At 59.2% G+C, this 21,698-nt stretch carries 19 protein-coding genes and 3 pseudogenes; 6 read left to right on the forward strand and 16 right to left on the reverse strand.

From position 1 onward, the window contains the following. Positions 1 to 179: 179 nt before the first annotated feature. A complete protein-coding gene (locus IPM54_29515) occupies positions 180 to 1,106 on the forward strand; it encodes a hypothetical protein (GenBank protein MBK9263930.1) in 927 nt (308 codons plus the stop codon). 8 nt (positions 1,107 to 1,114) lie between these two features. Here IPM54_29515 and IPM54_29520 read toward each other — a convergent pair whose 3' ends face one another. Both IPM54_29520 and IPM54_29525 read right to left on the reverse strand, forming a co-directional pair. Then, positions 1,115 to 1,786 carry a DMP19 family protein gene (locus IPM54_29520; protein ID MBK9263931.1) on the reverse strand — a complete coding sequence of 224 codons (672 nt, stop codon included), beginning with the start codon at positions 1,784 to 1,786 and terminating at the stop codon, positions 1,115 to 1,117. Positions 1,787 to 1,892: 106 nt separating this feature from the next. Further along, positions 1,893 to 3,338: a hypothetical protein gene (locus IPM54_29525; GenBank protein MBK9263932.1), complete on the reverse strand. Its 1,446-nt coding sequence runs from the start codon at positions 3,336 to 3,338 to the stop codon at positions 1,893 to 1,895. Between the two features lie 67 nt (positions 3,339 to 3,405). Between IPM54_29525 and IPM54_29530 the strand changes: the two genes are divergently transcribed. Beyond that, on the forward strand, positions 3,406 to 4,239 hold the full coding sequence (locus IPM54_29530) for a hypothetical protein (GenBank protein MBK9263933.1): 834 nt from the start codon (positions 3,406 to 3,408) through the stop codon (positions 4,237 to 4,239). A 294-nt stretch (positions 4,240 to 4,533) separates the two neighbouring features. Here IPM54_29530 and IPM54_29535 read toward each other — a convergent pair whose 3' ends face one another. From IPM54_29535 to IPM54_29545, 3 genes are all read right to left on the reverse strand, one after another. Then, positions 4,534 to 5,202, reverse strand: coding sequence for an ABC transporter permease (locus tag IPM54_29535; protein MBK9263934.1), 669 nt, complete (start codon positions 5,200 to 5,202; stop codon positions 4,534 to 4,536). A 71-nt stretch (positions 5,203 to 5,273) separates the two neighbouring features. Further along, entirely contained in the window at positions 5,274 to 5,822 is a 549-nt protein-coding gene (locus IPM54_29540) for a hypothetical protein (GenBank protein MBK9263935.1), read from the reverse strand. Next, positions 5,822 to 6,193, reverse strand: a complete 372-nt coding sequence (locus IPM54_29545; protein MBK9263936.1) for an AHH domain-containing protein — start codon at positions 6,191 to 6,193, stop codon at positions 5,822 to 5,824. Before IPM54_29545 ends, IPM54_29540 begins: the two co-directional genes overlap by 1 nt. A gap of 1,304 nt (positions 6,194 to 7,497) precedes the next feature. On the opposite strand from IPM54_29545, the gene IPM54_29550 reads away from it, so the two are divergent. Continuing rightward, positions 7,498 to 8,370 carry an SAM-dependent DNA methyltransferase gene (locus IPM54_29550; protein MBK9263937.1) on the forward strand — a complete coding sequence of 291 codons (873 nt, stop codon included), beginning with the start codon at positions 7,498 to 7,500 and terminating at the stop codon, positions 8,368 to 8,370. An 8-nt stretch (positions 8,371 to 8,378) separates the two neighbouring features. Here IPM54_29550 and IPM54_29555 read toward each other — a convergent pair whose 3' ends face one another. The 4 genes from IPM54_29555 to IPM54_29570 form a co-directional block, all read right to left on the reverse strand. Next, positions 8,379 to 8,549, reverse strand: coding sequence for a hypothetical protein (locus IPM54_29555; GenBank protein MBK9263938.1), 171 nt, complete (start codon positions 8,547 to 8,549; stop codon positions 8,379 to 8,381). A 107-nt stretch (positions 8,550 to 8,656) separates the two neighbouring features. Beyond that, positions 8,657 to 9,700 (reverse strand): hypothetical protein, encoded by a 1,044-nt coding sequence (locus tag IPM54_29560; protein ID MBK9263939.1) that lies wholly within the window; start codon positions 9,698 to 9,700, stop codon positions 8,657 to 8,659. Next, positions 9,688 to 10,065 (reverse strand): caspase family protein, encoded by a 378-nt coding sequence (locus tag IPM54_29565; protein ID MBK9263940.1) that lies wholly within the window; start codon positions 10,063 to 10,065, stop codon positions 9,688 to 9,690. Before IPM54_29565 ends, IPM54_29560 begins: the two co-directional genes overlap by 13 nt. A gap of 418 nt (positions 10,066 to 10,483) precedes the next feature. Continuing rightward, entirely contained in the window at positions 10,484 to 10,783 is a 300-nt protein-coding gene (locus tag IPM54_29570; protein ID MBK9263941.1) for a hypothetical protein, read from the reverse strand. Between the two features lie 443 nt (positions 10,784 to 11,226). On the opposite strand from IPM54_29570, the gene IPM54_29575 reads away from it, so the two are divergent. Further along, the gene (locus tag IPM54_29575; GenBank protein MBK9263942.1) at positions 11,227 to 11,436 is read left to right on the forward strand and encodes a hypothetical protein; all 210 of its coding nucleotides are present in this window, start codon (positions 11,227 to 11,229) and stop codon (positions 11,434 to 11,436) included. An 83-nt stretch (positions 11,437 to 11,519) separates the two neighbouring features. On the opposite strand, the gene IPM54_29580 is transcribed toward IPM54_29575, so the two are convergent. The 7 genes and pseudogenes from IPM54_29580 to IPM54_29610 form a co-directional block, all read right to left on the reverse strand. Further along, on the reverse strand, positions 11,520 to 11,852 hold the full coding sequence (locus tag IPM54_29580) for a hypothetical protein (protein ID MBK9263943.1): 333 nt from the start codon (positions 11,850 to 11,852) through the stop codon (positions 11,520 to 11,522). Next, positions 11,849 to 12,201: pseudogene (locus IPM54_29585) on the reverse strand (DUF5615 family PIN-like protein). Before IPM54_29585 ends, IPM54_29580 begins: the two are co-directional and overlap by 4 nt. A gap of 1 nt (position 12,202) precedes the next feature. Continuing rightward, positions 12,203 to 12,437: pseudogene (locus IPM54_29590) on the reverse strand (DUF433 domain-containing protein). Between the two features lie 562 nt (positions 12,438 to 12,999). After that, positions 13,000 to 13,911, reverse strand: a complete 912-nt coding sequence (locus IPM54_29595; protein MBK9263944.1) for a substrate-binding domain-containing protein — start codon at positions 13,909 to 13,911, stop codon at positions 13,000 to 13,002. A gap of 238 nt (positions 13,912 to 14,149) precedes the next feature. Next, positions 14,150 to 15,162 (reverse strand): annotated as a pseudogene (locus IPM54_29600) (ABC transporter permease). Next, complete coding sequence (locus IPM54_29605) at positions 15,159 to 16,691, reverse strand: sugar ABC transporter ATP-binding protein (protein MBK9263945.1); 1,533 nt, start codon at positions 16,689 to 16,691, stop codon at positions 15,159 to 15,161. The pseudogene IPM54_29600 and the gene IPM54_29605 overlap by 4 nt, the downstream one beginning before the upstream one ends. Positions 16,692 to 16,816: 125 nt before the next feature. Further along, positions 16,817 to 18,049 carry a ferritin-like domain-containing protein gene (locus IPM54_29610; GenBank protein MBK9263946.1) on the reverse strand — a complete coding sequence of 411 codons (1,233 nt, stop codon included), beginning with the start codon at positions 18,047 to 18,049 and terminating at the stop codon, positions 16,817 to 16,819. 2 nt (positions 18,050 to 18,051) lie between these two features. Here IPM54_29610 and IPM54_29615 point away from each other — a divergent pair, with 2 nt between their 5' ends. Then, positions 18,052 to 18,822 (forward strand): glutathione S-transferase family protein, encoded by a 771-nt coding sequence (locus IPM54_29615; protein ID MBK9263947.1) that lies wholly within the window; start codon positions 18,052 to 18,054, stop codon positions 18,820 to 18,822. A 51-nt stretch (positions 18,823 to 18,873) separates the two neighbouring features. Further along, positions 18,874 to 21,663, forward strand: a complete 2,790-nt coding sequence (locus IPM54_29620; GenBank protein ID MBK9263948.1) for a protein kinase — start codon at positions 18,874 to 18,876, stop codon at positions 21,661 to 21,663. Positions 21,664 to 21,698 lie beyond the last annotated feature (35 nt).

Genomic DNA, 21,698 nt, shown 5'->3' on the forward strand with positions numbered 1-21,698 from the left:
GATCGAGACGGCGGCGTCGGCTCCTTGATCACTCGGCGTGCGCGACATTTTTCTCGCGGAGCAAGGCGAGTCCGGCTGGTCACATGGAGCGGGCTGATTCCCATATCGAGGTCGTCGAGATTGCTCGGATTCGTTTTATGGCTTGACCCCCGTTGAAATTAGGAAGAATAGTTAATGTCATGTACCGACGGCTTCGCTTCCGCACGCGATCTTTGGTCGTTGCCCCGTTTCTGATGCTGTCCGCGGTCCTGTGTGGGTGTTCGGCTTCGATGCCCGAGCCTGAAGTGGCATCATCCGCTACGGAGCCCGGTTATGCCCAGGATTACCCGGCGACGGTCGAGCAAATCGTGAAGGACTTCGGTCGCGACGACGATGATGCCCAGACACTCGCCATAGGGCTTTCCGTGTATGCCAAAGACCTCAAGGCGCCCGATTGGAAACTCGTCGCGGATGTTTATCGCAGCGCGAATGATGCGGGGCGGAGCCGAGCGTATGTGGATCGTTACGCAGAAGTCGAAGGGGCACGCGTATTCTTTTCGGAGGAACAAGGCGAAATCGCCAAAAAAGTCGGGGGCTGGGCGTCCTACGCGTGCATGCAAAAAGGCGCCGATGCGGATTTACGGGGCACCGTATCGCGTTCGCTCTCCGAGCTCGTCTCGAAGCGGCTCGAGGAGCGCCTTCGCGAACGAAATGCCGCGCATGCGATGATCAATCGTCATCGGCACGAGCTGACCAAAGAAGACGCCGTGGCGCTCGAAGTGCTGGCGGATCAAATCAGCCGCGCGAGTTATCTCGTGCATATTGCCATGGTCAAAACCCAAATTCGCATGCGCGCGGTACTCGAAGAAGCCGAGCAGGTGAAAAAGACGCTCGACGATTACATAGCCGAGGAGCGGGCCATTGGAGGCAAGTCCGACAAAGAGGCCGACAAAATCGGGAGTGAAGCGCGGATCGAGCGAGCCACGCAAGTCAAGGCGCGGATTGATGGGGTTCTCTCGCATGGGCGCACCATGGAGCAAAAGATGGAGCCGCGAATCGCGGCAGCTCAGAAGCGGCACAAAGACGCGCTCGACGCTCTGCTGGCCGATGCAGAGAAGAGGAAGTGACGCAGCGGTTACTTCGGAGCCTTCAGCACCCACCTATACTCGCCGTCGACAACCTGTATCTCGTAGGGGTGTTCGACGTCCACCACCGTGCCCGACCACAGAAACTCGTCGGGGTGGGCCCGGATGTACGCTTCCATCAACGCCCAGACTTGGTCATCCACACCGTCGTAGAATCGGCGATCCAGGTCATCGAATACCTTGTCGGGAAGCTTCTTGAGCGCTTCCTCACGCTGGGAGTATTCAACTGATAGCGGTTCGGGAAAGCGCTGCGTCGCCTCCAGCAAGATCTCCCACGCCGCCGTTGCTCCCAGCATCTCGAGTCCCGCAAGAGCGTCAGGCCAAACCAATCCGGCTGAACAACCGAAGAAAAACTCGTGGCCCCCGCTGTTCACCTCCATCACATACCACTCGACGGCATAGAGCCTCCGCTGCCCGAGCGAGAATGAAGCCAATACGGCTTCCGCTTCCGCGCCTGTGCTGACTTCGAGCATCTCACAGAATACAGGTTCGAGAATGTCTTGCACATACGCGGTCTCCAGTGTCTCGCGGGTGATGGTGACCTGACGCGGCACGAGAACAACGGGTTCGGTCGTGGCGAACTCAGCACGACGCGCCCACTCTGCCAACATCGCCATAACCTCGGCAGCCTCTGCCTCTTCGTCCTCAGGAGCTTCTGTCATCGCGCATGTCCTTCGTGTATCAACGGTGCGACGGTAGATGGCCAGGACAATCAATGCAAGAGGTCGCATCCATGACTTCTGGTCTCATGTTCGCGGATGTCCTTCGTTACTTTCCGAAGTACGGCTTGATGGCATCGAGCCAGTGCGGGCGGTCATTGTACACTGCTTTGTAGATCTTCCACAAATCCTCCGGGGTCTTCGGCTTGTTTTTCCGGATCCACGCGTTCAGCTCTGTCGTGATCCGCCTATGCTCAGCCTTGTCCAAGATCACTGATGGCACGAGGTCGGTATCCCCAGAGAAGAGCTTCTTGTCGCCCTTGAACCACCTCTGCTCGAGGATATGATGCACCTCTATCTCTCCTTCGTGCCCCAACGTGAATTCCTTCAAGGTTCTGTACGGCCCGATCGTACCCGCGTCCTTTAGCCGCTGCGCCGATCCAGGCTGGCTCGCGAGCCACTTCGCCGCGTCGTCACTCAGCTCTTTCGTTTCGACGACCACTGGTGTCTTCTTCGCGACCGATTTGTTGACCTTGTTGATGAACGCTTTGATCTGCCCTTGCATCGCGGGCGTGAGCTGCAAAAACGTCGCGATGGCCTGAGTCAGCGCCATATCCGGGCCATTCGCATTGCGCCCGCCAACGACGCCGTGCTTTTTGCCGTCAGGCCTATTCAAATCCTCGTCGAGCTGCAAATTCACCGCGCCTGCAAAGAGCGCGAACTCCTTCAAAACCTCCTCGAACGCCGTCCTTTCGTCGACCGGTCCTTTCTCGCCCCCCGTCTTTCGCTTGCATCGCGTTTTTTCAGCCTGGCAATTCGCAGCGAAATGGTCGAACGACGACCGCGGCAAGGGCGGCGCCTCCTCCGCCTTCGGCAGCACCTTTGCTTCCTCGGCCTTCGGCAATACCTTTGCGTCTTCCGCCCTCGGTAGCACTTTTGCCTCCTTCGCCTTCGGCAATACATGCTCGCTTCGTGGCAAAATCGCCGAAGGCGGAGGCAAAATAGATGGGGCCTTTTTCTTCGGCCGCTCCGCCATTGCATTGGGCCCCTGCGACGAACGCGCACTTGCTTTCGGCAATGGCTTCGGACCGTCCTTCTTGCCCGAGCCCCCACCCTTGACCTTTTCAGAACCTTTTTGGGGCGCCTTCGGCTCGGGCTTCTTGGGCGGCGGCGGCTTTGGCGGAGGCGGTGGAGGCGGTGGAGGCGGCGGGTCTGCAGCCGGCGGGTCGGGCGCTTTGGGAGGTGCAGGTACGCAGTGCCTTGCCTCCTTGCGGATATTTTCCGGAAGCCTATCGAGGCTATCGGCTCCGAGAGAAGGATTGTATTTATAAACGATTCGACTGGTGGCGATGTTCCAAAACCGACGTGGATTGGACAACTCCCATTTATCCATTTCCTTGACGATGAGAAACGTGTCCACGTCCGGCGGAAGATGCGGAGGCTTCCAGCAAACCTCGACCGGCGCCGGTTCGGCCGAGGCGTCCGTCGCCGACACAGCGAGCAGCAGCACACAAGCCGCCCAAGAAACCCGGCGCCACCGCTTCCACGTCGCCATCGCAAGCTCCCTCCACCTCGGCACCGCGTACGCGGCGACGCAGCAGGCAGCCTAGAGCATGGAAAACATGGAGGTCAAGAAAACACCTGGTAGGCGTCTTCATGCTCAGGACGACCCGGCGACCGTCGAGCCAATCGTCAAGGACTTCGATCGCGACGACGATGATGCTCGACATTTTTCTTGTCGAGCTCGCTCGCTTTCCGTTACCTTCCACTCCATGGCAACTCATGTTCGTGAAGACCGAGACATCAACCCGGTGGCGGATGTTTGCGCCGCCATTGCCGACGCGCTCGATAGCGACCCGGAGACACAACAGCTCGCGCCCACCTGGGAAGCGCTGACGGCCAAAGCCGATGCCCTCGTGGCGGCACGGCGCACGGCGGACCGCAACCTGGCGCGCGCGAGGGCAAGGCTCCAGGTCGCGGATGCCAAATGGGATCCCGAAGTGGGCGCCTTTGGGCGGGCTTTGGTGGACCAAAGCGGCGGAAAACGCGACCGGCCTCCCTATACGCGATTTTTCAAGACCGTGACGCCCTCGGACGCCCAAACGTTCGGCACCGATCGCGAAGTGCAACATGGCAAAGACTGGATCGCCGAATTGGCGCGCGATCCCAACGAGCCGCTCGCGAAAGAATGGACGCCGCGCCTTTCGGCGGCCACCGAGAACCTGGATACGTGCTCCAAGAATCGCGGCAGCGCGCTGCAAGCGGTGGCGTTGCAAGACACGGCCGAAGAATTGTTCATTGGCGACGTCAATCGCGAAATCGACATCCTCGAAGGTGAACTGTTGAAACTGTTCCCCGGACAGCCGAAACGCGTGGCGGCGTTCCTCGAAGCGACCAAACCTCGCACGAGCAGGCGAAAGCGCTCCGGAGGCGGATCGGGCGGGGACGAGGATTGAGGGGACCTCACGCGTCTGCTCCCCTGCCATGACGACTCCTTCGGGTGGCGCGGCGATCCAAGGTCGCGTACCGCCACAATCCCGCCCGATTTCTCGCAATGAGCCCATAACGTCAATCCGAGCGCGTTCGTAGGCAATGGCCCGCGCTTCGTTCGGCGTTGGCGCCGTCATCGTCGTTCGGCATGTACCCATAAGGAGGGCTTTTGTCGACGGGGGTCCACTTGCTCAGCCGGTCCCAGAAGTACTGCTCGACGGTTGTGTGTAGCAATTCTCGCACAATATACGCTCCACCCATCAATGAGGAAGCACTTTCATGATCCAAGACGAGAAGAGATATGCTAGCAACTGCGTCACCCACGATAGAATCAAAATTTTGAGAATGGTCCATCTCGAATAACGGGCAACGATACGCGCGACATCTCGCGCAAGCACACCGAGCAATAGTGAATATACCATTGCAGAGAAAAAACCCACCAGAGGATCCTGGATCATCAGAATATCCTGGATCGAATCAAGACAACCTGCATAGGGTTGATCATGGCCAACGAGCAGGAGCAGCACCGAGGACGTCGTGATGATGAACCCTGCCAAGGGAGCGAAGAGGGGCAAGGTTATGGTGATGGGCAAGAACAGGCCCCGGGACGGCGGTGCGATACCTGCATCCGTCCGCCGATCGACCATACAGACGAACGCGATACAAGCTGCAGAGCCAACCGCCACTTTATTCATTTCACGAAATGCAGATACCGCGACGATACCCGCGACACGCCCCTCGGCGCTGAACGTCTTCAACGCATAGGTCGTCTGTAGGGTCAGAACTGCACCGACAAAGATCGACACGGCCACGGTGGCAATGGCAAAAACCTTGGCCACGAACCTCCACTCGGCCTTCGTCAAGTACGCGCTATCCGCAGGAGGCTCATCGAACTTGGGGGAGTGATAATGATCTTCAGCGTCGTTCATCGTATAGCGCGAGGGTTCTTCATGATACCGCGTCGTGGTCCCACGCCTTCTTCATCGCGAATATCGCGCGTTCAATCTGACGACCATAATTTCTTGAATTCGAGGCCTCGCAACCCCGACGCATTCCACAAGTCGACGAATCGATCGCTCAGGAATGTCGGGCCTGTGCGCCAATTGGCAAGTCTGAAAATGTCAACCCCAGCTACGACGTCGACACGAAACACGTGTTTGTCGATAAGGTAGATACCTCCGTGAATGGATCGCGATGCAACGGATGCCTGTTCGTCCAATGCATCGAGAACAACCGTCGGGTTGAACACCCACAATTCGGCGTCTGGACATTCCAAGGGCAACAACTCACCATGCGTCGCCAGGATCGGCTTCATTTTTTCGATGGCGGACGTCCGAAAAATGAGGTTGCTGGTCGAGTGCCACGGGGCATCGGAAGAAAGCAATTTGTGGCGCGACGTCTTCCGCAACAATTTTACGCGTACGGGCTTCCACGTCTCGCGTCGCGGCGTACCATCGAGCTCGACGCGAAATTGCTCGGATCCTTCATCCGTGATGGGATTGCACCACTCGGTTCTTTCCGTCGAGCTGGCCTTATAGACACTTCCCATCACAAGCCTCCCTTTTTCTCGAGCCTCCACGCAAGCTCTTGGAGTCTGTTGATCAGATCTTGCTTCGACGCTGAATCCTTGATTGCCTCGTACACGGCTTCATAATACGCGTTCGTATGCACTGTCGAGTGCACTGCTTTGCCTTTGGGGTTCGGCACGGTGGTGTTCTGCGGCAAGAATACCCCATTCTCTGCCGTGTCAACGCCGACACCAAATTTTTGCAAAATCTTCCGCGCTTCTTCCGCTCGCCAGTCCGAGTGTGACACGACATGATGCGGCACTTCGCCCGCTAATGGTTCTTTCTTCGCTTCGAGCAGTGCCTTCAACAAGCGCCGCGACGAACCGTTCACCACCCGCGGCGGAACCTTCATGAAAAACCCAGCACCGCGGGCCGCCGCTGGCACGAAGATGGGCATGCCGCGCAAACGCATGATCGCGCGGTCCAAGAGCTTCGCCCCCGCCGACTCCAAAGCACCGGCAATATTGCCGATGACCATGAAGTACACATCCACGCCGATGTTGACCAAGAACGCACGCCGATGGGCCGCGTCGATTCCTTCCCCATACCCTTTCTGAAATCCCGCCAGCGCCTTGCGCGCCAACGCGGGGTCGCTGTATGTCGGCAAGTCGGGAAGCTCGCTCAAGTCCTTTGCTGCCCCCGCCAAAAAAGCTTCTCGCTGCGCCGGATTCGCCAAAATTCGCTTGAGCGATACCCCAAGATGCGGCCACCCCTGCAGCATCTCGAGACCGGCTTCGATCCGACCGAGCTTTTCACCGAATTGCTTCCCAACCTCTTCCCCTACCTCTTGCGCTCGTCGCTCGTCCTCCACCGACGTCGCCCATGCGGGATTGGGTGCGCATTGCGGTACGGCCCCGCCAAACCGCGGGCTGCGTATCGGCACCTGTTGGCCAATCAACTGCTTTTGCGCCCGAGCTTCGGCCCGTTGACGCGCATCTGCAAACCACGAAACGTCGTCACTCGACGGCAACAGGCGATCGTTCGTGAGCACATATTGACTGCTCGGTAAATGCAGCGGATACCCAGGCGCTCCGCCCGAATACTGCACCTCGCCACAATCGCGCGCCGTTCGCGTATGCATCGGCTCCGATGCACACGCCACAGCGAATAGCGCCATGATCAAAAACGCACCGCAAAGGTGCATTCGTCGAAGCACGATCCAAAGCGCGAGCAACCATCGATACCCCTCCATGCAGCCTCCGATGTGAGAAAAAAATTTCGCATCGCGAAGTTACGGGAGTGGGCAACGCAGTGTCAATGGCCACGAGTACCCTGCAAACGCATCGAATTCGATCTCGACACCCCAAATCACCCGGCCACCTCACGAACTCAGTGCACTCGACACCTCGAGTGCACCAACCCCGTCACGAACTCAGCGCACTCGACATGCCAAGTGCACCAACCCCGTCAGAAACTCAGCGCACTCGACATGCCAAGTGCACCAACCCCGTCACGAACTCAGCGCACTCGACATGCCAAGTGCACCAACCCCGTCACGAACTCGGCGCACTCGACATGCCAAGTGCACTGGCCCCGTCACGAACTCAGCGCACTCGACACCTCGAGTGCACCAACCCCGTGTGCTGACGTGAGAAACCCCACACGAAGAAAGCTCTGGACACGGCCCCCGGTGCATGGAGTACAACGCGCGGCACGATGCCGCTCCCTGCCGACTTCGAGAAGAGCCTTTGGGCCGCCGCCGATCAGCTTTGGACCAATTCGGGTCTGCAACCTTCCGAATACGCGACGCCCGTGTTGGCGCTCATCTTCCTGAAGTATGCGGACCACAAGTTCGCGCAGGCCGAGCGGGAGCTGTCGACGAAATCGCGCCGGCGCGGAGGTATCGGGCGGGACGATTACCACGCGCGGGGCGTCGTCTACGTGCCGGAAAAGGCGCGGTTTCGGGTGCTGCGCGAATTGCCCGAAAAAGAGGACATCGGCAAAGCCATCAACGATGCGATGAAGGCCATCGAGGCCGAGAACGACGATTTGAAGGACGTGCTGCCGAAAGCGTACGGGCGCTTCGATTCGAAGACGCTGAAGGAAATATTAAAATTGTTCGGCACGATTCCGGAGGACGTCGAGGGGGACGTGTTCGGGCGGATTTACGAATACTTTTTGGGCAACTTCGCGCCGCGGACATTACAAAAGGGCGGCGAATACTTCACGCCGTATTCGGTCGTGCGGCTCATCGTGGAGATCGTCGAGCCGTACCACGGGCGCATTTTCGACCCCGCGTGTGGATCGGGTGGGATGTTCGTGCAGAGCGCGAGTTTTGTCAGTGCGCATGAAAAGCGGCCCTCGGACGAGATATCCATTTACGGGGTGGAGAAGATTCAGCAGACGTTGCGTCTGGCGAAGATGAACTTGGCGGTGCACGGGCTTTCGGGGGACATTCGCGAGACGAATACGTATTACGACGACATTCACGATCAGGTGGGCAAGTTCGATTTTGTCATGGCGAATCCTCCGTTCAATCAGAATGGAGACCCGGCCGCTTGCCTCGGTCGCATGTTGGACGGGTTTTAACATGCGGTTCACTTACCAGGCAAACCATTGGGCGTGGCCCCTAACTTCTCAAGAACCTTGTCCCTTTCCCGAATGCATTCACCGACGAACGATAAAAATTCCGCATAGCTGACATCCAGCCGTTCACGTTCCGCATTGGCGACATCTTCTTCGAGAGAAACTGCTTCAAAGGATCTCATCGAGAACGTGCTCGGATCCCAAAATGACGCGAGATCTGCCCCTAGCCTCGTGCTCACAAAATAGCATGCCCTATATAGGCCAAAATCGCTGGGAAACACGAGCACCGTCATAGCGCAGATAGGAAATGTTGGCGACGGAGGGCATACCTCAACTCCACGCCCGCCTCAGGAGGACCCTTGGGCGAACATACACCGGTCAGCACCTGCACGGTGTAGCTTTCGGTCCTTTCGACCGGTTTTCTCGTTTTCTGAATAGAAGGGCTCGATCTAAACGATGCCAATGTAAACGGACTCCGGGGAATCTCCACCTCAGTCTCTTCGTACACAGTCCGCGTTCGCAGCTTTTCCTGCTCTTCATGCGTAAACTCGACATTGAGAGCCGTACTAACCTTGGAGTTCTTCAGATATTGCGCCAATTCCTTGTTGAGCGCAACCTTCTCCAATGGATGTCGATATGCAATCAGCCGGTGTCCCTCGGGTAGGCGCGAGCCATCGTCTTTGACACGTTCCGTTGTCCATGAGATCATTTCGGATACTAACGTTTGCGCAACCTGTGATCTCTGCTCAACGTTGGCTGCAACAAACTTCGCAGTAGGTCTAGGTGTGCGAATAATGCTCGTCAGGCCTGCAAGGATTTCGTTAGTGCGGCTCGGCTTCGGGGCGAGGTCAGCAACGTTCATGTTTGTGATGGTTTCTAAAACTGGCGGGAGCTTGTCTTCGGGCTTGCTTCCGAGTGCCGCCGTCGCCTTAGCAACGAGACTGAGAATCAGATTGCCTGCTTGCTCGCCCCGAAATACAGGCGTTTGGGTCATTCCACGTTTCTTCGTCAGCTCGATCGTCTGATTCATAACGTAGACCTTTAGGCTGTCCAACGTAACTTGGCCGCTGTGTGGCACAGCTGCTTCCCCGCGCAAACCATTGACGATGAAATATGAGAACACGCCGTGCCCGATCTCCTGGAGTTCGTGTGCAGACTCGTCTTCCTTGCACGCCGCGAGCGTCGCCCAACCGGCAGCATTGATGGCGAGATGCTTTTCGATGCTTGGATTTGGCATCCCGCGCATTCCCATACGCCCTGAATGGCACGCGTCGAATAAGCGAAGTTTGAATTTGGCTTTTGAATTCTCAAAGTAATGGTTCACCTTTGCCATGAGATTGAAGAGTCTGCGAGTACGTTCTGACGAAACTCTCGAGTCAACAGATAGCTGTCGTGTTCATCCTTGGTGCCATGTCCGGCAAAGAAGAAGAGGATCATGTCCTCCTCAGTTGCTTGATCGCACATATCTTTAATGGCGGATAGGATATCGCTGTAGTTGGGAACGCGTGCGCCGTCGCCATGCCCTTCGCAGAACAACGCCACATTATCGCGAGCAAACTGCGCGAAGTGCGTAAGTCCCGCTGCGATTGCCAGAGCATCGTGCGAGCAATATGACAACCTCGGAAGGTTAGAGCCTGAATAATCATCGATCCCGACGATAACGGCACGACGAACGGGAGAAATCTTGGAATCACTCATATACGCTACCTTTCAACCAAACTCCGGGCAAACGCAGGAACTGCGCGAGACGCTAGCATGCGGACAGATGTTCTTGCAACTGCAAGCATAAAGTTGAGCTTCACGTTCCGACAATTCCTGCAAATCATCGCGCGGGTAGATGGTTTACCGCGAGCCTTCGCAGCTTTCGAAGTCGGCCTTGTGCCCGGTATCGCAGACATAGCGCTGGTCAAGGCAACAGCGGGTGCACGCCGGACTTGCCTTGCGTGCATTGCAACTTCGATGGCACTTGTGCGAAGGTTCGCTGCACTCGGGGCGCATGACGATTCCTCCGTCCGCACCCTCCCCCCTTTTTGAGGGTTTTTCAAGTTCGCGACAATCGCTGCCGACCATCACGAGCAGCGACGCTGCAATGTAAAAAGGGAGTATCCTCACGATCTTACTTCGCGTCGGGGCAAGAGTAGAAGCTGTAGCTTCCATCGCTGTCGCATGACCTCGCGTTACGCTCACAGCACTCCATACACGCTGAGCCGAGATCCATGCACTTATTCGTACATGCTTGCGCCTTCAACGTGCAGTGTTCCAGCTCCGGAGCCGCGTCCGACCCCGCATCCCCCTTGTCCGGTCCGAACGGCGACCACGTGCAGCCGCCAAGCACGAGGAACATGCCGTAGCTCGCAAGGAGCGTCTTCGTAAAAACGCGGTGGATCAAGCGCGAAGTCGTCGAGGCGGACACCATGGGCGCATGCTACCGAACGTGCGAGCGGGGGGCAAGACAACTGCGACGTGATTTACCGCGAGCCTTCGCAGCTTTCGTAATCGGCCTGATGTCCGCTGTTGCACACGTAGTCCTGGTCAATGCAGCACCGAGTGCAGACGAGACTTGCATCCCGCTCAATACAGCTTGTCATGCACTTGTCGCCGGGTTCACTGCATTCGGGCCGGAAGACGATTCCTCCGTCCGTCTCTGCCCACCTTCTTTTTGGTTCTTCCCGGTCACTGCACTCGCGGCACATCATCAGCGTGTTCGACGCGATCAACGCAAAAGGCAACATGCGCGTCATGGCGACACTCATGACGCGCACCCTACCCAGCGGACCGGAGTTTGGCAAAGAAAAACTCAGGCACGCAACATGGCCACCCGCATGGCGATCTTGGGACTACGGCGCTAACGTCTAGCCGATGACGCGCAGGGCGAACGATCCCATTGATACAGTGCGGAAAGCTCGGCACGAAATTTCGCGAGAGCATGGTCACGACCCCGAGCGGCTCGTGGCCCACTACCTCGAACTACAAGCACGGTTCAAGGGGCGCATCATTCCCGGCCCCGAAAGCGATGAGGAGCTCGAAATGCCCTTCAATGCGGCATCCAGCATGAAATCCGTCCCATAAGTTCGTGTCTTCTCGATCGCGACCGATACAATCGCCGTCGACCATCAAGAGCAGCTAAGCCGTAATCGCAATGGGCACGTGAGTCACCGCGAGCCTTTGCAGCTTTCGAAGTCGGCCTTGTGCCCCGTGTCGCAAACATAACGCTGGTCACGACAGCATTGCGTGCAGGCAGGACTCGCCTGCCGGTCGTAACAGCTTTTGTGACACTCATAGCCAGGCTCGGAGCACTCTTTGCGCTGTATGTGGCCCCCGTCGACATCCTCGTACTTCTTCTTCGGTTTTTCGCGTTCGCGACAATCGCTACCGACCATCAGGAGCAGCGACGCGATGACGATGACCGGTGCGTGATTCGCGGCGTTACTCCTCGTCGTCTGGCACGAGCATTTTGCACCCAGCCGGCCCGATGTAGCCGTCATTCGCGAATACGAATCCGATCGGCTTCCACGATCCACAATCGGCGTTCCAGCGGCTCGATTGAGAACAATGGAAGAATCCGGCGAATGATGCTCAGGACGAAGATCTTGTCCTGCCGAACGAGACGCAAGACCACAAGGCCGCAATGATTGGATGGTGGATATTGCCGCATGTTGGCAAAATCCACATCCAATGTGATCAGCGCCCTTGCCTCCTCGATGCATACTGCTGCAATGTCAGGATCGGGCCGCCCGCCGAGGCGTTGCTCCAATACAGTAGCTGCGTCGTGCCCAGCCCCCTCAGCAAATCGGCGACTTCAACGGGAAGATTTTCGTCGACTTTGAAGCGCATGTCATGACGCCGCAGGCAAGACGATGATTCGCTCGCGGGCGATTTCCGCGGCATAAGCCATCGACGCGTGGATATCGTCAACGCTCAGCGATGGTATAATCGCGCAAAATCTCGTCAATCGACAAGCCTGCTGCCAGGTTGTCGAGCACAACGGACACGGGAATGCGCGTCCCGCGAATACACGACTTACCGTGGCAAATCGTCGCCTCTGTGACGATACGTTCGCGCCAATCCATGATCATCTCCTGGGTTGTGCGGTATCCTCCGAATCTCCGCGGCCGTCAAGGAGAGGACCCTCCCCATCGGTAGAATTTCGTCTCCCGTCCGGATCGTCGCAACCTGGGCAACCACGAGCACCCTGCAAACGCATCGAATTCGATCTCTACACCCCAAATCACCCGGCCACCTCACAAGCTCAGTGCACTCGACACCTCGAGTGCACCAACCCCGTCACGAACTCAGCGCACTCGACACCTCGAGTGCACCAACCCCGTCAGAAACTCAGCGCACTCGACATGCCAAGTGCACCAACCCCGTCAGAAACTCAGCGCACTCGACATGCCAAGTGCACCAACCCCGTCAGAAACTCAGCGCACTCGACATGCCAAGTGCACCAACCCCGTCACGAACTCAGCGCACTCGACATGCCAAGTGCACCAACCCCGTGTGCTGACGTGAGAAACCCCACACGAAGAAAGCTCTGGACACGGCCCCCGGTGCATGGAGTACAACGCGCGGCACGATGCCGCTCCCTGCCGACTTCGAGAAAAACAAATACACGGCCACCTGACGCCCGCTTCACTCAATCGCTTTCCCACCCTGTTTCACGTTTTCCTTCGTGAACATGCGCGATCCGAGCGTCATGGTCTTCGGCGGTTTTTCCCCGCGCAGGATCTTCCCAGCCGTTTCAATGGCTTCGCGACCACCCGTCGGATACTGGAACGTCGCATCGAGCAAGCCCTGCTCGACATACGCAACACCCTCGTGCGGCAATGCATCAATGCCGACGAACTTCATTTCCTTTTCGCGGCCGGCCGCTTTTGCTGCCAAGTAAGCTCCGTGTGCACCTGGATCGTTGTGCGCATACACGAGGTCAATCTTGGGCAAGCGCGACAAGGCAGAATCCATTTCCTTGCGCGCGTCGGGCTCGAGCCACTTCATGTCAGCCTCGAATGCTACTTCAATTTCGGTACCTTGCAATGCCTCGCGAAACCCCGCATTGCGATCCTGCCCAGGCGTGGACGTCATGAGGCCCTTCAATTCGACGACCTTGCCCTTTCCACCAAGAACCTGCTTGACCCATTCACCAGCCGCTTTGCCAATCTTCTTGTTGTCGGCACCAATGAACGTCGTGTACTTGTCGCCAAGGACGGCTCGGTCGAGCACGATGACGGGAATGCCGGCATCGAATACTTTGGCGACAGGGTCAGTGAGCGGCTGGGCCTCCTTGGGACTGATGATCAATACATCGACCTTGGCCTGCGCCAATTCCTCGACGTGCGCTCGCTGCTTGCGCGTGTCGTTTTGCGCGTCACGCCAAACAAGCTCGAAGTCGGGATGATCTTTCGCCGCCGCCGCAATGTCCGCGTTCATTTGCACGCGCCAAGGTTCACCCAAGTTGCATTGCGAAACGCCAATGGTGAATTTCGCCTTCTTCGCAGCGCTCGCCGCGGGCGCGGGACCCGCATCGCCCCCACCCTTGCAAGACATGATGAATGCGAGGGCGAAGATGCATAGTGCATAGAAACCGGGCCAGACTTGGGACGCTCGCTTCGCGCGCGTGGGACGCGCGCTTCGCGAGGCTGGTCTACGATGGGAGGGGCCGAGGCTCGCCTCCCGGTGCTTTGGACTGCGTCCAAAGCACGGCGAGGCTCGGCCCCCCCCATACCCCCCCGAAATGGCCTCGTCCCACCCCGAATTGGCCTCATTACGATTCTGTTGGCTCATCCTAATTTCTCCCGGACTTCTGTGCAAGCACGGCCAATACCACGATGACACCGGTAAACATGAGGCGACTCGCCTCGGGCACTGCATTGATGCTGAGAATCTTGTCCAAATACCCAATCGTGAGCACTCCGAGCAGCGTCAAGCCCATTCCACCTCGCCCGCCCGAAAGGCTCGTGCCGCCCATGACGACCATTGCAATGGCCGTGAGCTCGTAGGTCGCGCCAGCCTCGGGATCGCCCTGCTGCTCCTCCGCTGCATGACAAATACCCGCGACGGCCGCGCATATGCCGCACCACACGTACGCCGCAATCTTTGCCGCCGATACAGGCACGCCGGATAGCCGCGCCGCTTCCTCGTTACCACCCACGGCAAGCCAATACCGACCCATACGATGAAAGCCGCACAATACACCGACAATGGCCGCCATCGCCAAAAAAACGAGCGTCACGACAGCCACGCCACCACCAGCCAATTGCGTGTCGATCGCCCGAAATAGCGCCGGCACCTCGACATACCGCATCACGCCGTCCGGACCCGCGACCGCCGTGGCCACCTTCATCCCACCACTCGCGGTCTTCGCCAATCCTCGAGCAAACACCATCATCGCAAGCGTCGCGACGAACGGCTGCACACGCGCAATGGATACGAGCGATCCAGAAACGGCTCCACATGCCGCTCCGGCAGCAATGCCAAGAATACTCCAATCGCTCCAGATAACCCCGCATGCATGACGAGCTTCGCCACGACGACCGCGACGAGCCCCAGAATGCTGCCGACGGCCAAGTCGATACCGCCCGTCAAAATGACCGGCAATAGGCCCACGGCAAGGATTCCGTGCACCGACATTTGACGAAGCGCACCGAAATGCGTGCCCGAGCGATAAAACGCACCCTCGGCAGGAAATACGACGCCGAGCGCAAGCACGAGGAGCAATGCAAATACCGCACGAGCGAGCGGACTGCGTACGGAATCCGCAAGCTTGCTCGATTTCAAGGACAACGATACATCCGTCATGCGCTCGCCTCGATGACTGCACCATCATGTTCACTCATCGCCAATGCGAGCAGCCGATTCGCATTGCATTCACCAGGACGAACGGTGGCGACGATTTTCCCTTTGCGCAAAACAAGGATTCGATTACACAATTCGACGAGCTCCTCCGCATCCGAACCGGCAACGAACACGGCAGCTCCACCGCCCGCGAGCGCCCGCAAACGCGCGTATATCTCGGCTTTGGCGCCGACATCGACTCCTCGCGTGGGATCGTCCAATAGCAATAACCGCGGATCCGATACGAGCCATTTGCCAAGAACGACCTTTTGCTGATTGCCACCAGACAACTCAACCACGGCCCGCTCGAGAACCGCCGGACTGAGGCCCGTTCGTTCGGCTGCCTGCATGGATACGTCTCGATCCTTCTTGTTGCGAATCCATCCAAGTGGCGAAATCGCAGAAAGCACAGCGAGCGTCGCGTTGTGAGCGCTCGTCATGAGCGGCACGATGCCCATGGTTTTCCGGTCAGCCGGAACGAATCCAATCCCAAGCGCGGCCGCATCCCGCGGCGAGCCAATGTTCACGGCTTGCCCATCGAGTCGCACGATTCCCTTCGTTCGATCACTCGAGGCCCCGAACAGCGCGGCGACAAGGTCATTGGCGCCAGCTCCAGACAATCCAAAGCAGCCGACGATTTCCCCCGCGGATACGGAAAATGAAACGGCATCGACGAGCAAACGCTGACTGTGGCTCGACGTGATGCTGAAGTTTTCGACTTCGAGCCGCGCCGCCGCAGGCACGTCCGTCAATTCGGCACGGCCCGATGGATCCGCCGAAACAGCAGCAGCTCGCGGGCCGAGCATCCACGCGACGATGTCTTCGACGGTCGCTTCACCGACGAGCGCACGCCCAGCAACTCGGCCGTCACGCAAGACGGTCAAACGATGCGCAATCCGCGCGATCTCGTCCATGCGATGCGACACGTACACGACAGCAACACCTCGCGCACAGAGAGACCGTACGAGCTCAAAAAGTCGGTCGACGCTTGGAGCGGTCAAAGCACTGGTGGGCTCGTCCATGACGAGCACCGAGGCGCCAAAACCGAGGGCTTTGGCAATTTCCACGAGCTGCCGCTCGGCGAGCGAGAGCTGTTCGACTGGTTTGTCAGGGTCGATGTCGAGGCCGACTTCGGCGAGACGCTTTTCAGCTTCGGCGCGTTCTCGTCCTCGCAACAAGAAACCCAGACGCGACATGGGACGGCCGAGAAGAAGGTTGTCGGCAACGGAGAGCGCCGGAACGAGCGAGAGCTCTTGATGGATGACGGCAATGCCCAAGCGAGCCGCATGAGCTGGCGAACGCGGCGTGATGGATCGATTCGCAAGGTGGATCGAGCCTTCGTCACTCGTATGCACGCCGCCGAGGATCTTTAGCAATGTGCTTTTTCCGGCGCCGTTGCAGCCAAGGAGCGCGTGCACTTCGCCCGCGTGAAGCTCGAGCGATACACCATCGAGAACAGTCTGACGCCCGAACCGCTTGGTGATGCGATCCATGCGGAGGAGGGCCTCACCCCCTAACCCCCTCTCCGCAAGCGGAGAGGGGGAACAGGCCTCACCCCCCGACCCCCTCTCCCTGTGAGGGAGAGGGGGAGGAAGAGCGTCGTTGTGAGGGACTTCGTTCACGCGGATCCGAGAGCAGTTTGGCAGAGCGCTTTGCCGAGCGGCAAGACGATGTCGTCCATAGCCCGGACGAACGCCGCGCGCGAGACGTTCGATGCGACGAACCCATGGGCTCGGGCGACGTTGGCTGGCAAAGCGACGTCGGCGGGAGGATCGGGCAATCGCGAAGAAGCTTGGGCAAACGCGCGCGAGACGGCATCGAGGACGGGTTTTCCGCCCGATGCGATGGCAAACGCAATCACGCGGAACGCAAGCTCGGCATGACGAGATTCGTCGTCGGCAATCGCAAGAAGAACGCGACGCACGGCGGGATCTTCCGCAACGGCGGCTTGTTCCGCGGCGAGAACGGCGGCAAGCGTTTCACCAACGGCACCTTCGACGACACTGGACACGGCAAGCTCGGTGAGGTCCGCGCCGAGCGGGAGCGCATCGGGGAGCGGAAGCGCACGCGGCGCAACCGATTCACCTCGATACGCGGCTGCAAGGGACAAGGAAAGTTTGGCATGCCGAACTTCGTCGAGAGCCGCTTCGTGCGCGGATCGAACGAGATCGGCATCGGCAGAAGCGGCCAGAAGCGCGAGCGCGAGGCGGGAGAAAGACGCGATGGAGGCATGTTCGAAAAGGCCGTCGCGAATCCACCGCCCGGCAATGATTTCCCGATCGGATGCCGAAAGCCCGTCGATACACGGAAGGAGCTCTTCGTCGGACCAACCGCGTTTGCCATTGTCGATCGGAGCAACGAGCGGGCCGTTTTCCGATGGAAGCGCTCGGCCCACGACGCACACGAACTCGACGAGCGCACCGTAACAACACAAGCCAGTGCCGCTCGGATCGGGCGAAGGTCCTTTCTCAACGGAGCTCAAGCACGTGCAGAAGTCGAGCGATGCCTCGATAGGGCCCGCCGCGTTTTCCAGCGCAGGACAATTGCCGGTCGAATCGGGCTGAATACACGCGAGGTATTCCGTGACCATGCCCGTGAGCATCGTGCAATTGGGATTGCCAGAGCTGCTCGATACGCTGGAGCTCGAGCTCGTGGTCGTGGACATGCCTCCGGTACCGCCCATTCCACCGATGCCACCGGCACCTCCGGCACCTCCGGCGCCATCACCCCCCGCGCCGGATCCACTATCGACGACGACCTTTCCGCCGCAAGCTGCGAGCGCAAACGATAAGCCAAGGGCGCCCGCGACACGCGCCGCGAGTGCCCTACGAAATTGAAAAGAATGATCCATGCATGGATGATACGACGGAAAACATGTCCGAACCCGTTCTGGTCACGATCACGTTCAGTCACTACTGCGAAAAAGTCCGGTGGGCTTTGGATCGAACGGGCATCGCTTATCGCGAATCAGGGCATTTGCCGATCTTTCATGCGCTCGCCGTGCGTCGTGCCGGCGGATGGCGCAGCGTCCCGGCCCTCGTCACGAACGATGGAGTCATCAACGATTCGACGAACATCCTGGGTTGGATCGACAAGCGCGCTCCGGAAGGACACCTGTACGGCCGCAGCGATGCCGAGCGCCGGGAAATCGAGCGTATCGAAGATCTTTGTGACGAACAGCTCGGCCCGCATACCAGGCGCTGGGCCTACTTTTACTTATTGCCGATGCGCGACCTGACACTGCGCATGACGCGCGACAGCGCACCGAAGGTTGAACACGCCGTGATGAGCGTGGTTTTCCCAGTGGCGCGGAAGATGATGCAGCGCGCGATGAAAATCACGCCCAAGGGCGCCGAACGGTCGCGTCAGAAGATCGACGAGGTGTTTGACGAAATCGCCAAATTGCTCGCGGATGGGCGAAAGTTTCTCGTGGGCGATGGTTTGTCGGCGGCCGATATCACGTTTGCGTCGCTCGCGGCAGTGGTCGTTTTGCCAGAGCAATATGCCGCCACGCTTCCTCGCATCGACGACCTGCCCGCCGAGGCTCGCGCTGGGATCCGGGCTTGGCAGGAACATCCGGCCGGTCAATTTGCACTGCGATTGTTCAGGGATCATCGCCGCTGACGCTCGTGGACGTACAACCCCTTTTCCGATTGCGTTATCCTGCCGGCGCTGATGCCCCCGCAATCCGTACGCGAGCTAGCCGAGCGCCGAGTTGGCGCGACGCTGCGCGACAAATATCGAATCGAACGAGTGCTCGGTGTGGGCGGCATGGCCACCGTGTATCTGGGGGTTCATCGAAACGGCCACAAAGTCGCGGTGAAAATCCTTCATCCGGAGCTGTCGAAGAGCGCGTCGCAAAGAGATCGCTTCGTCCGTGAAGGATATGTGGCCAATTCGATCGAACATCCGGGCGCCGTGCGCGTGCTGGATGACGACATCGCCGAGGACGGCTGCCCGTTTTTGGTCATCGAGCTGCTCGATGGCGAAACGCTGGACGAACGACGCCGGCGCGCCGGGGGAAAACTCGAAGCACGCGAAGTTCTGGCGATTGGGCATGCATTGTGCGACGTGCTGGCGGCCGCGCATGACAAAGGCGTGATCCATCGGGACATCAAGCCCGAAAACGTGTTCGTCAAAGACGACGGAACGCTGAAGATCTTGGACTTCGGCATCGCGCGCGTGGCCCATGAAGAAGCCGCTCTGGGGGGTTTGGCTGGTACGCCTGCGTTCATGCCGCCCGAACAAGCGCTGGGCGACATCATGGGTCCCATCGACGCTCGCGCGGATCTCTGGGCCGCAGGCGCCACGATGTTCACGCTGCTCACGGGACGATTCGTTCACGACGCAAGTCGTACGACCGAAATTCTGACGAGCACGGCGACGAAGTCGGCCCCACTGCTGCAAGAAGTCGCGCCCGACATGCCGCATGCGATCGCAACCGTGGTCGACACGGCGCTCGCATACGATCGCGAAGAACGTTACCTCGACGCTCGAGAGATGCGCGATGCCATCGGCGCCGCATACGTCGAGCTCACCGGCGAACAGCTCACGGTCGCGGCCCCTCGTGGCTCGGCAAGCGTGCTGTCGATACCGCCGATATCGATGTTTCCCGCAGCGCGACCATCGATGAGACCAGCGGCACTCGCGAGCGGCATGCCTTCGGTGCGCAACCTGCAAGTCGCCATCGAAACGCTCGTCGACGTTCCCCCGACGCTTCCGTCAGACAGCTTGGACAAGACGCTGGTGGACGATGCGCCGGTGCATGAGGAGTCGCCGCCTTCGGTATCCGGTTCGATCAACACGAGCGGCCCGGAGAGCACGATTGCTCCGCCCACGCTTTCAGGCGCGCCGCCGCCTCGAACGGCGCGCACACGAGCCGTCCTGGCGCTCGCCGCGGGGCTCGGGATGGTGCTGACATTGGCGGTGCTTTTCGGCGTGCGCGCTGCGCGTGAACGTCGAACGAGCGCGTCCGGGACGAGCACACAGCAAGCGTGCGAAGGACCGAATTGCGCGGGGCCGAGGTGCACGACGAACGCGGAATGCATCGCGGAGAGCGGCGGCGCGGCTGCAATTTGTCGCAAAGACAGCGGCGCGTGCGTGAAGCTCGAGACGACCGAATGCAAGGTCATCGCGGACAAGAGCGAGATAGAGAACGACGCGACGATTTGGATCGGCGCGATGTATCCGTATGGGGTCAAAGGAAACTCGTACGGAAAACAGGCGGTGAAAGCCGTCGAGCTTGCGCGCAAAGACTTCGCGGACATCACGGGCGGGATTCCACCGGTCGCACCTGGCGACAAGGCGCGACCCATTGGCGTAGTCGCATGCGACGACAGCGAAGCTGCCGAAGGCTTGGCGACGCATTTGATCGATGGGGTGGGCGTGCCCGTGATTTTGGGGTTTGCCCGCAGCAAAGAAGTGCTCGATCTGGCAAACGCGTTCTTCCTGCCGAAAGGCGTGCTGGCGCTGGCATCGAACACGGCATCGATGCTCGCGGACATTCCTCGGCCGGCAGGCGAGCCACGGTTGGTTCTGCGAGCGACGGTCAGCGCTGACATGATCAACCGTCCGAAAGCCGTGGTCGTCGAAGAGATGCTCGAGCCGATGCTTCAATCACGCGGTGTGCTTCGACGGAACGAGGCGATGCGGATTGCGCTCGTGCGAGCGGACAATGCGTCGGGCATCAGCCACGCGGACAAACTTTTGTCGCAGCTTCGATGGAACGGCAAAAGCGCGGCCGAACATGGGGATCTCGTGCGCCAGTTCGTCGTGCCAGACCAACTGGCGCGCAAAGGCGGTATCGAAGCGCTCTACACGATGGCGGATTCCGTGGCAGCTTTTGCGCCTCATGTGGTGATCGAAGCAGGAGCGGATCAAGCGCCTTTTCTTGCGATCGAGCGCCGGTGGCCAGCCAAGTCGAAGTTTCGACCAAACTACTTGACATGCGGTCAGCTCGGGGATCCCAACTTGGAAAAACTCGTGAGCGAACGGCCCGACGCGCTGCGAAGGCTCTTCAGCATCAACACGACGATTCCATCGGCGCTCACGAAGTTCATCATGCATCACAACGAGATCTTCACGGACGAGAAGATCGACGCGGGCAACTCGACGAGCGCTCCGTACGACGCGTTTTACGCGGCTGCGTATGCGATGATCGCGCTCGGGGACGAACCCATCACGGGCAAGGCGCTGGCGCGATCGATTCGTCGCCTGGTTCCTCCGGGCGAACCCGTCGACGTGGGACAAGCTGGAATTTACGCGGCGACGCAGATGTTGCGTCAAGGCAAGAACATCGATCTCGCAGGCGCGCAGACGACGCTCGACTTCAATCCGGAGACGGGTGATCCGACGGCGGACATCTCGGTGAGGTGCATCGATCCGAAACAGCGAGTGACGGTCGAGTCGGGGCTCGTGTACCGCGCAAAGTCCGGGAAGCTCGAAGGCACGCTGAAGTGTCAGTGACCGTTGCGTTCTGCACGGAGATGCAGGTACGTTGC

This window comes from Polyangiaceae bacterium (genome assembly GCA_016715885.1).
Taxonomy (GTDB): Bacteria; Myxococcota_A; Polyangia; order Polyangiales; family Polyangiaceae; genus Polyangium.

Bases quoted from the DNA above. Each gene is read 5' to 3' on its own strand.
- IPM54_29515 (MBK9263930.1), top strand. From the start codon at position 180: ATGTACCGACGGCTTCGCTTCCGCACGCGATCTTTGGTCGTTGCCCCG.
- IPM54_29520 (MBK9263931.1), bottom strand. From the start codon at position 1,786: ATGACAGAAGCTCCTGAGGACGAAGAGGCAGAGGCTGCCGAGGTTATG.
- IPM54_29525 (MBK9263932.1), bottom strand. From the start codon at position 3,338: ATGGCGACGTGGAAGCGGTGGCGCCGGGTTTCTTGGGCGGCTTGTGTG.
- IPM54_29530 (MBK9263933.1), top strand. From the start codon at position 3,406: ATGGAGGTCAAGAAAACACCTGGTAGGCGTCTTCATGCTCAGGACGAC.
- IPM54_29535 (MBK9263934.1), bottom strand. From the start codon at position 5,202: ATGAACGACGCTGAAGATCATTATCACTCCCCCAAGTTCGATGAGCCT.
- IPM54_29540 (MBK9263935.1), bottom strand. From the start codon at position 5,822: ATGGGAAGTGTCTATAAGGCCAGCTCGACGGAAAGAACCGAGTGGTGC.
- IPM54_29545 (MBK9263936.1), bottom strand. From the start codon at position 6,193: ATGAAGGTTCCGCCGCGGGTGGTGAACGGTTCGTCGCGGCGCTTGTTG.
- IPM54_29550 (MBK9263937.1), top strand. From the start codon at position 7,498: ATGCCGCTCCCTGCCGACTTCGAGAAGAGCCTTTGGGCCGCCGCCGAT.
- IPM54_29555 (MBK9263938.1), bottom strand. From the start codon at position 8,549: ATGAGATCCTTTGAAGCAGTTTCTCTCGAAGAAGATGTCGCCAATGCG.
- IPM54_29560 (MBK9263939.1), bottom strand. From the start codon at position 9,700: ATGGCAAAGGTGAACCATTACTTTGAGAATTCAAAAGCCAAATTCAAA.
- IPM54_29565 (MBK9263940.1), bottom strand. From the start codon at position 10,065: ATGAGTGATTCCAAGATTTCTCCCGTTCGTCGTGCCGTTATCGTCGGG.
- IPM54_29570 (MBK9263941.1), bottom strand. From the start codon at position 10,783: ATGGTGTCCGCCTCGACGACTTCGCGCTTGATCCACCGCGTTTTTACG.
- IPM54_29575 (MBK9263942.1), top strand. From the start codon at position 11,227: ATGACGCGCAGGGCGAACGATCCCATTGATACAGTGCGGAAAGCTCGG.
- IPM54_29580 (MBK9263943.1), bottom strand. From the start codon at position 11,852: ATGACGGCTACATCGGGCCGGCTGGGTGCAAAATGCTCGTGCCAGACG.
- IPM54_29595 (MBK9263944.1), bottom strand. From the start codon at position 13,911: ATGTCTTGCAAGGGTGGGGGCGATGCGGGTCCCGCGCCCGCGGCGAGC.
- IPM54_29605 (MBK9263945.1), bottom strand. From the start codon at position 16,691: ATGGATCGCATCACCAAGCGGTTCGGGCGTCAGACTGTTCTCGATGGT.
- IPM54_29610 (MBK9263946.1), bottom strand. From the start codon at position 18,049: ATGGATCATTCTTTTCAATTTCGTAGGGCACTCGCGGCGCGTGTCGCG.
- IPM54_29615 (MBK9263947.1), top strand. From the start codon at position 18,052: ATGGATGATACGACGGAAAACATGTCCGAACCCGTTCTGGTCACGATC.
- IPM54_29620 (MBK9263948.1), top strand. From the start codon at position 18,874: ATGCCCCCGCAATCCGTACGCGAGCTAGCCGAGCGCCGAGTTGGCGCG.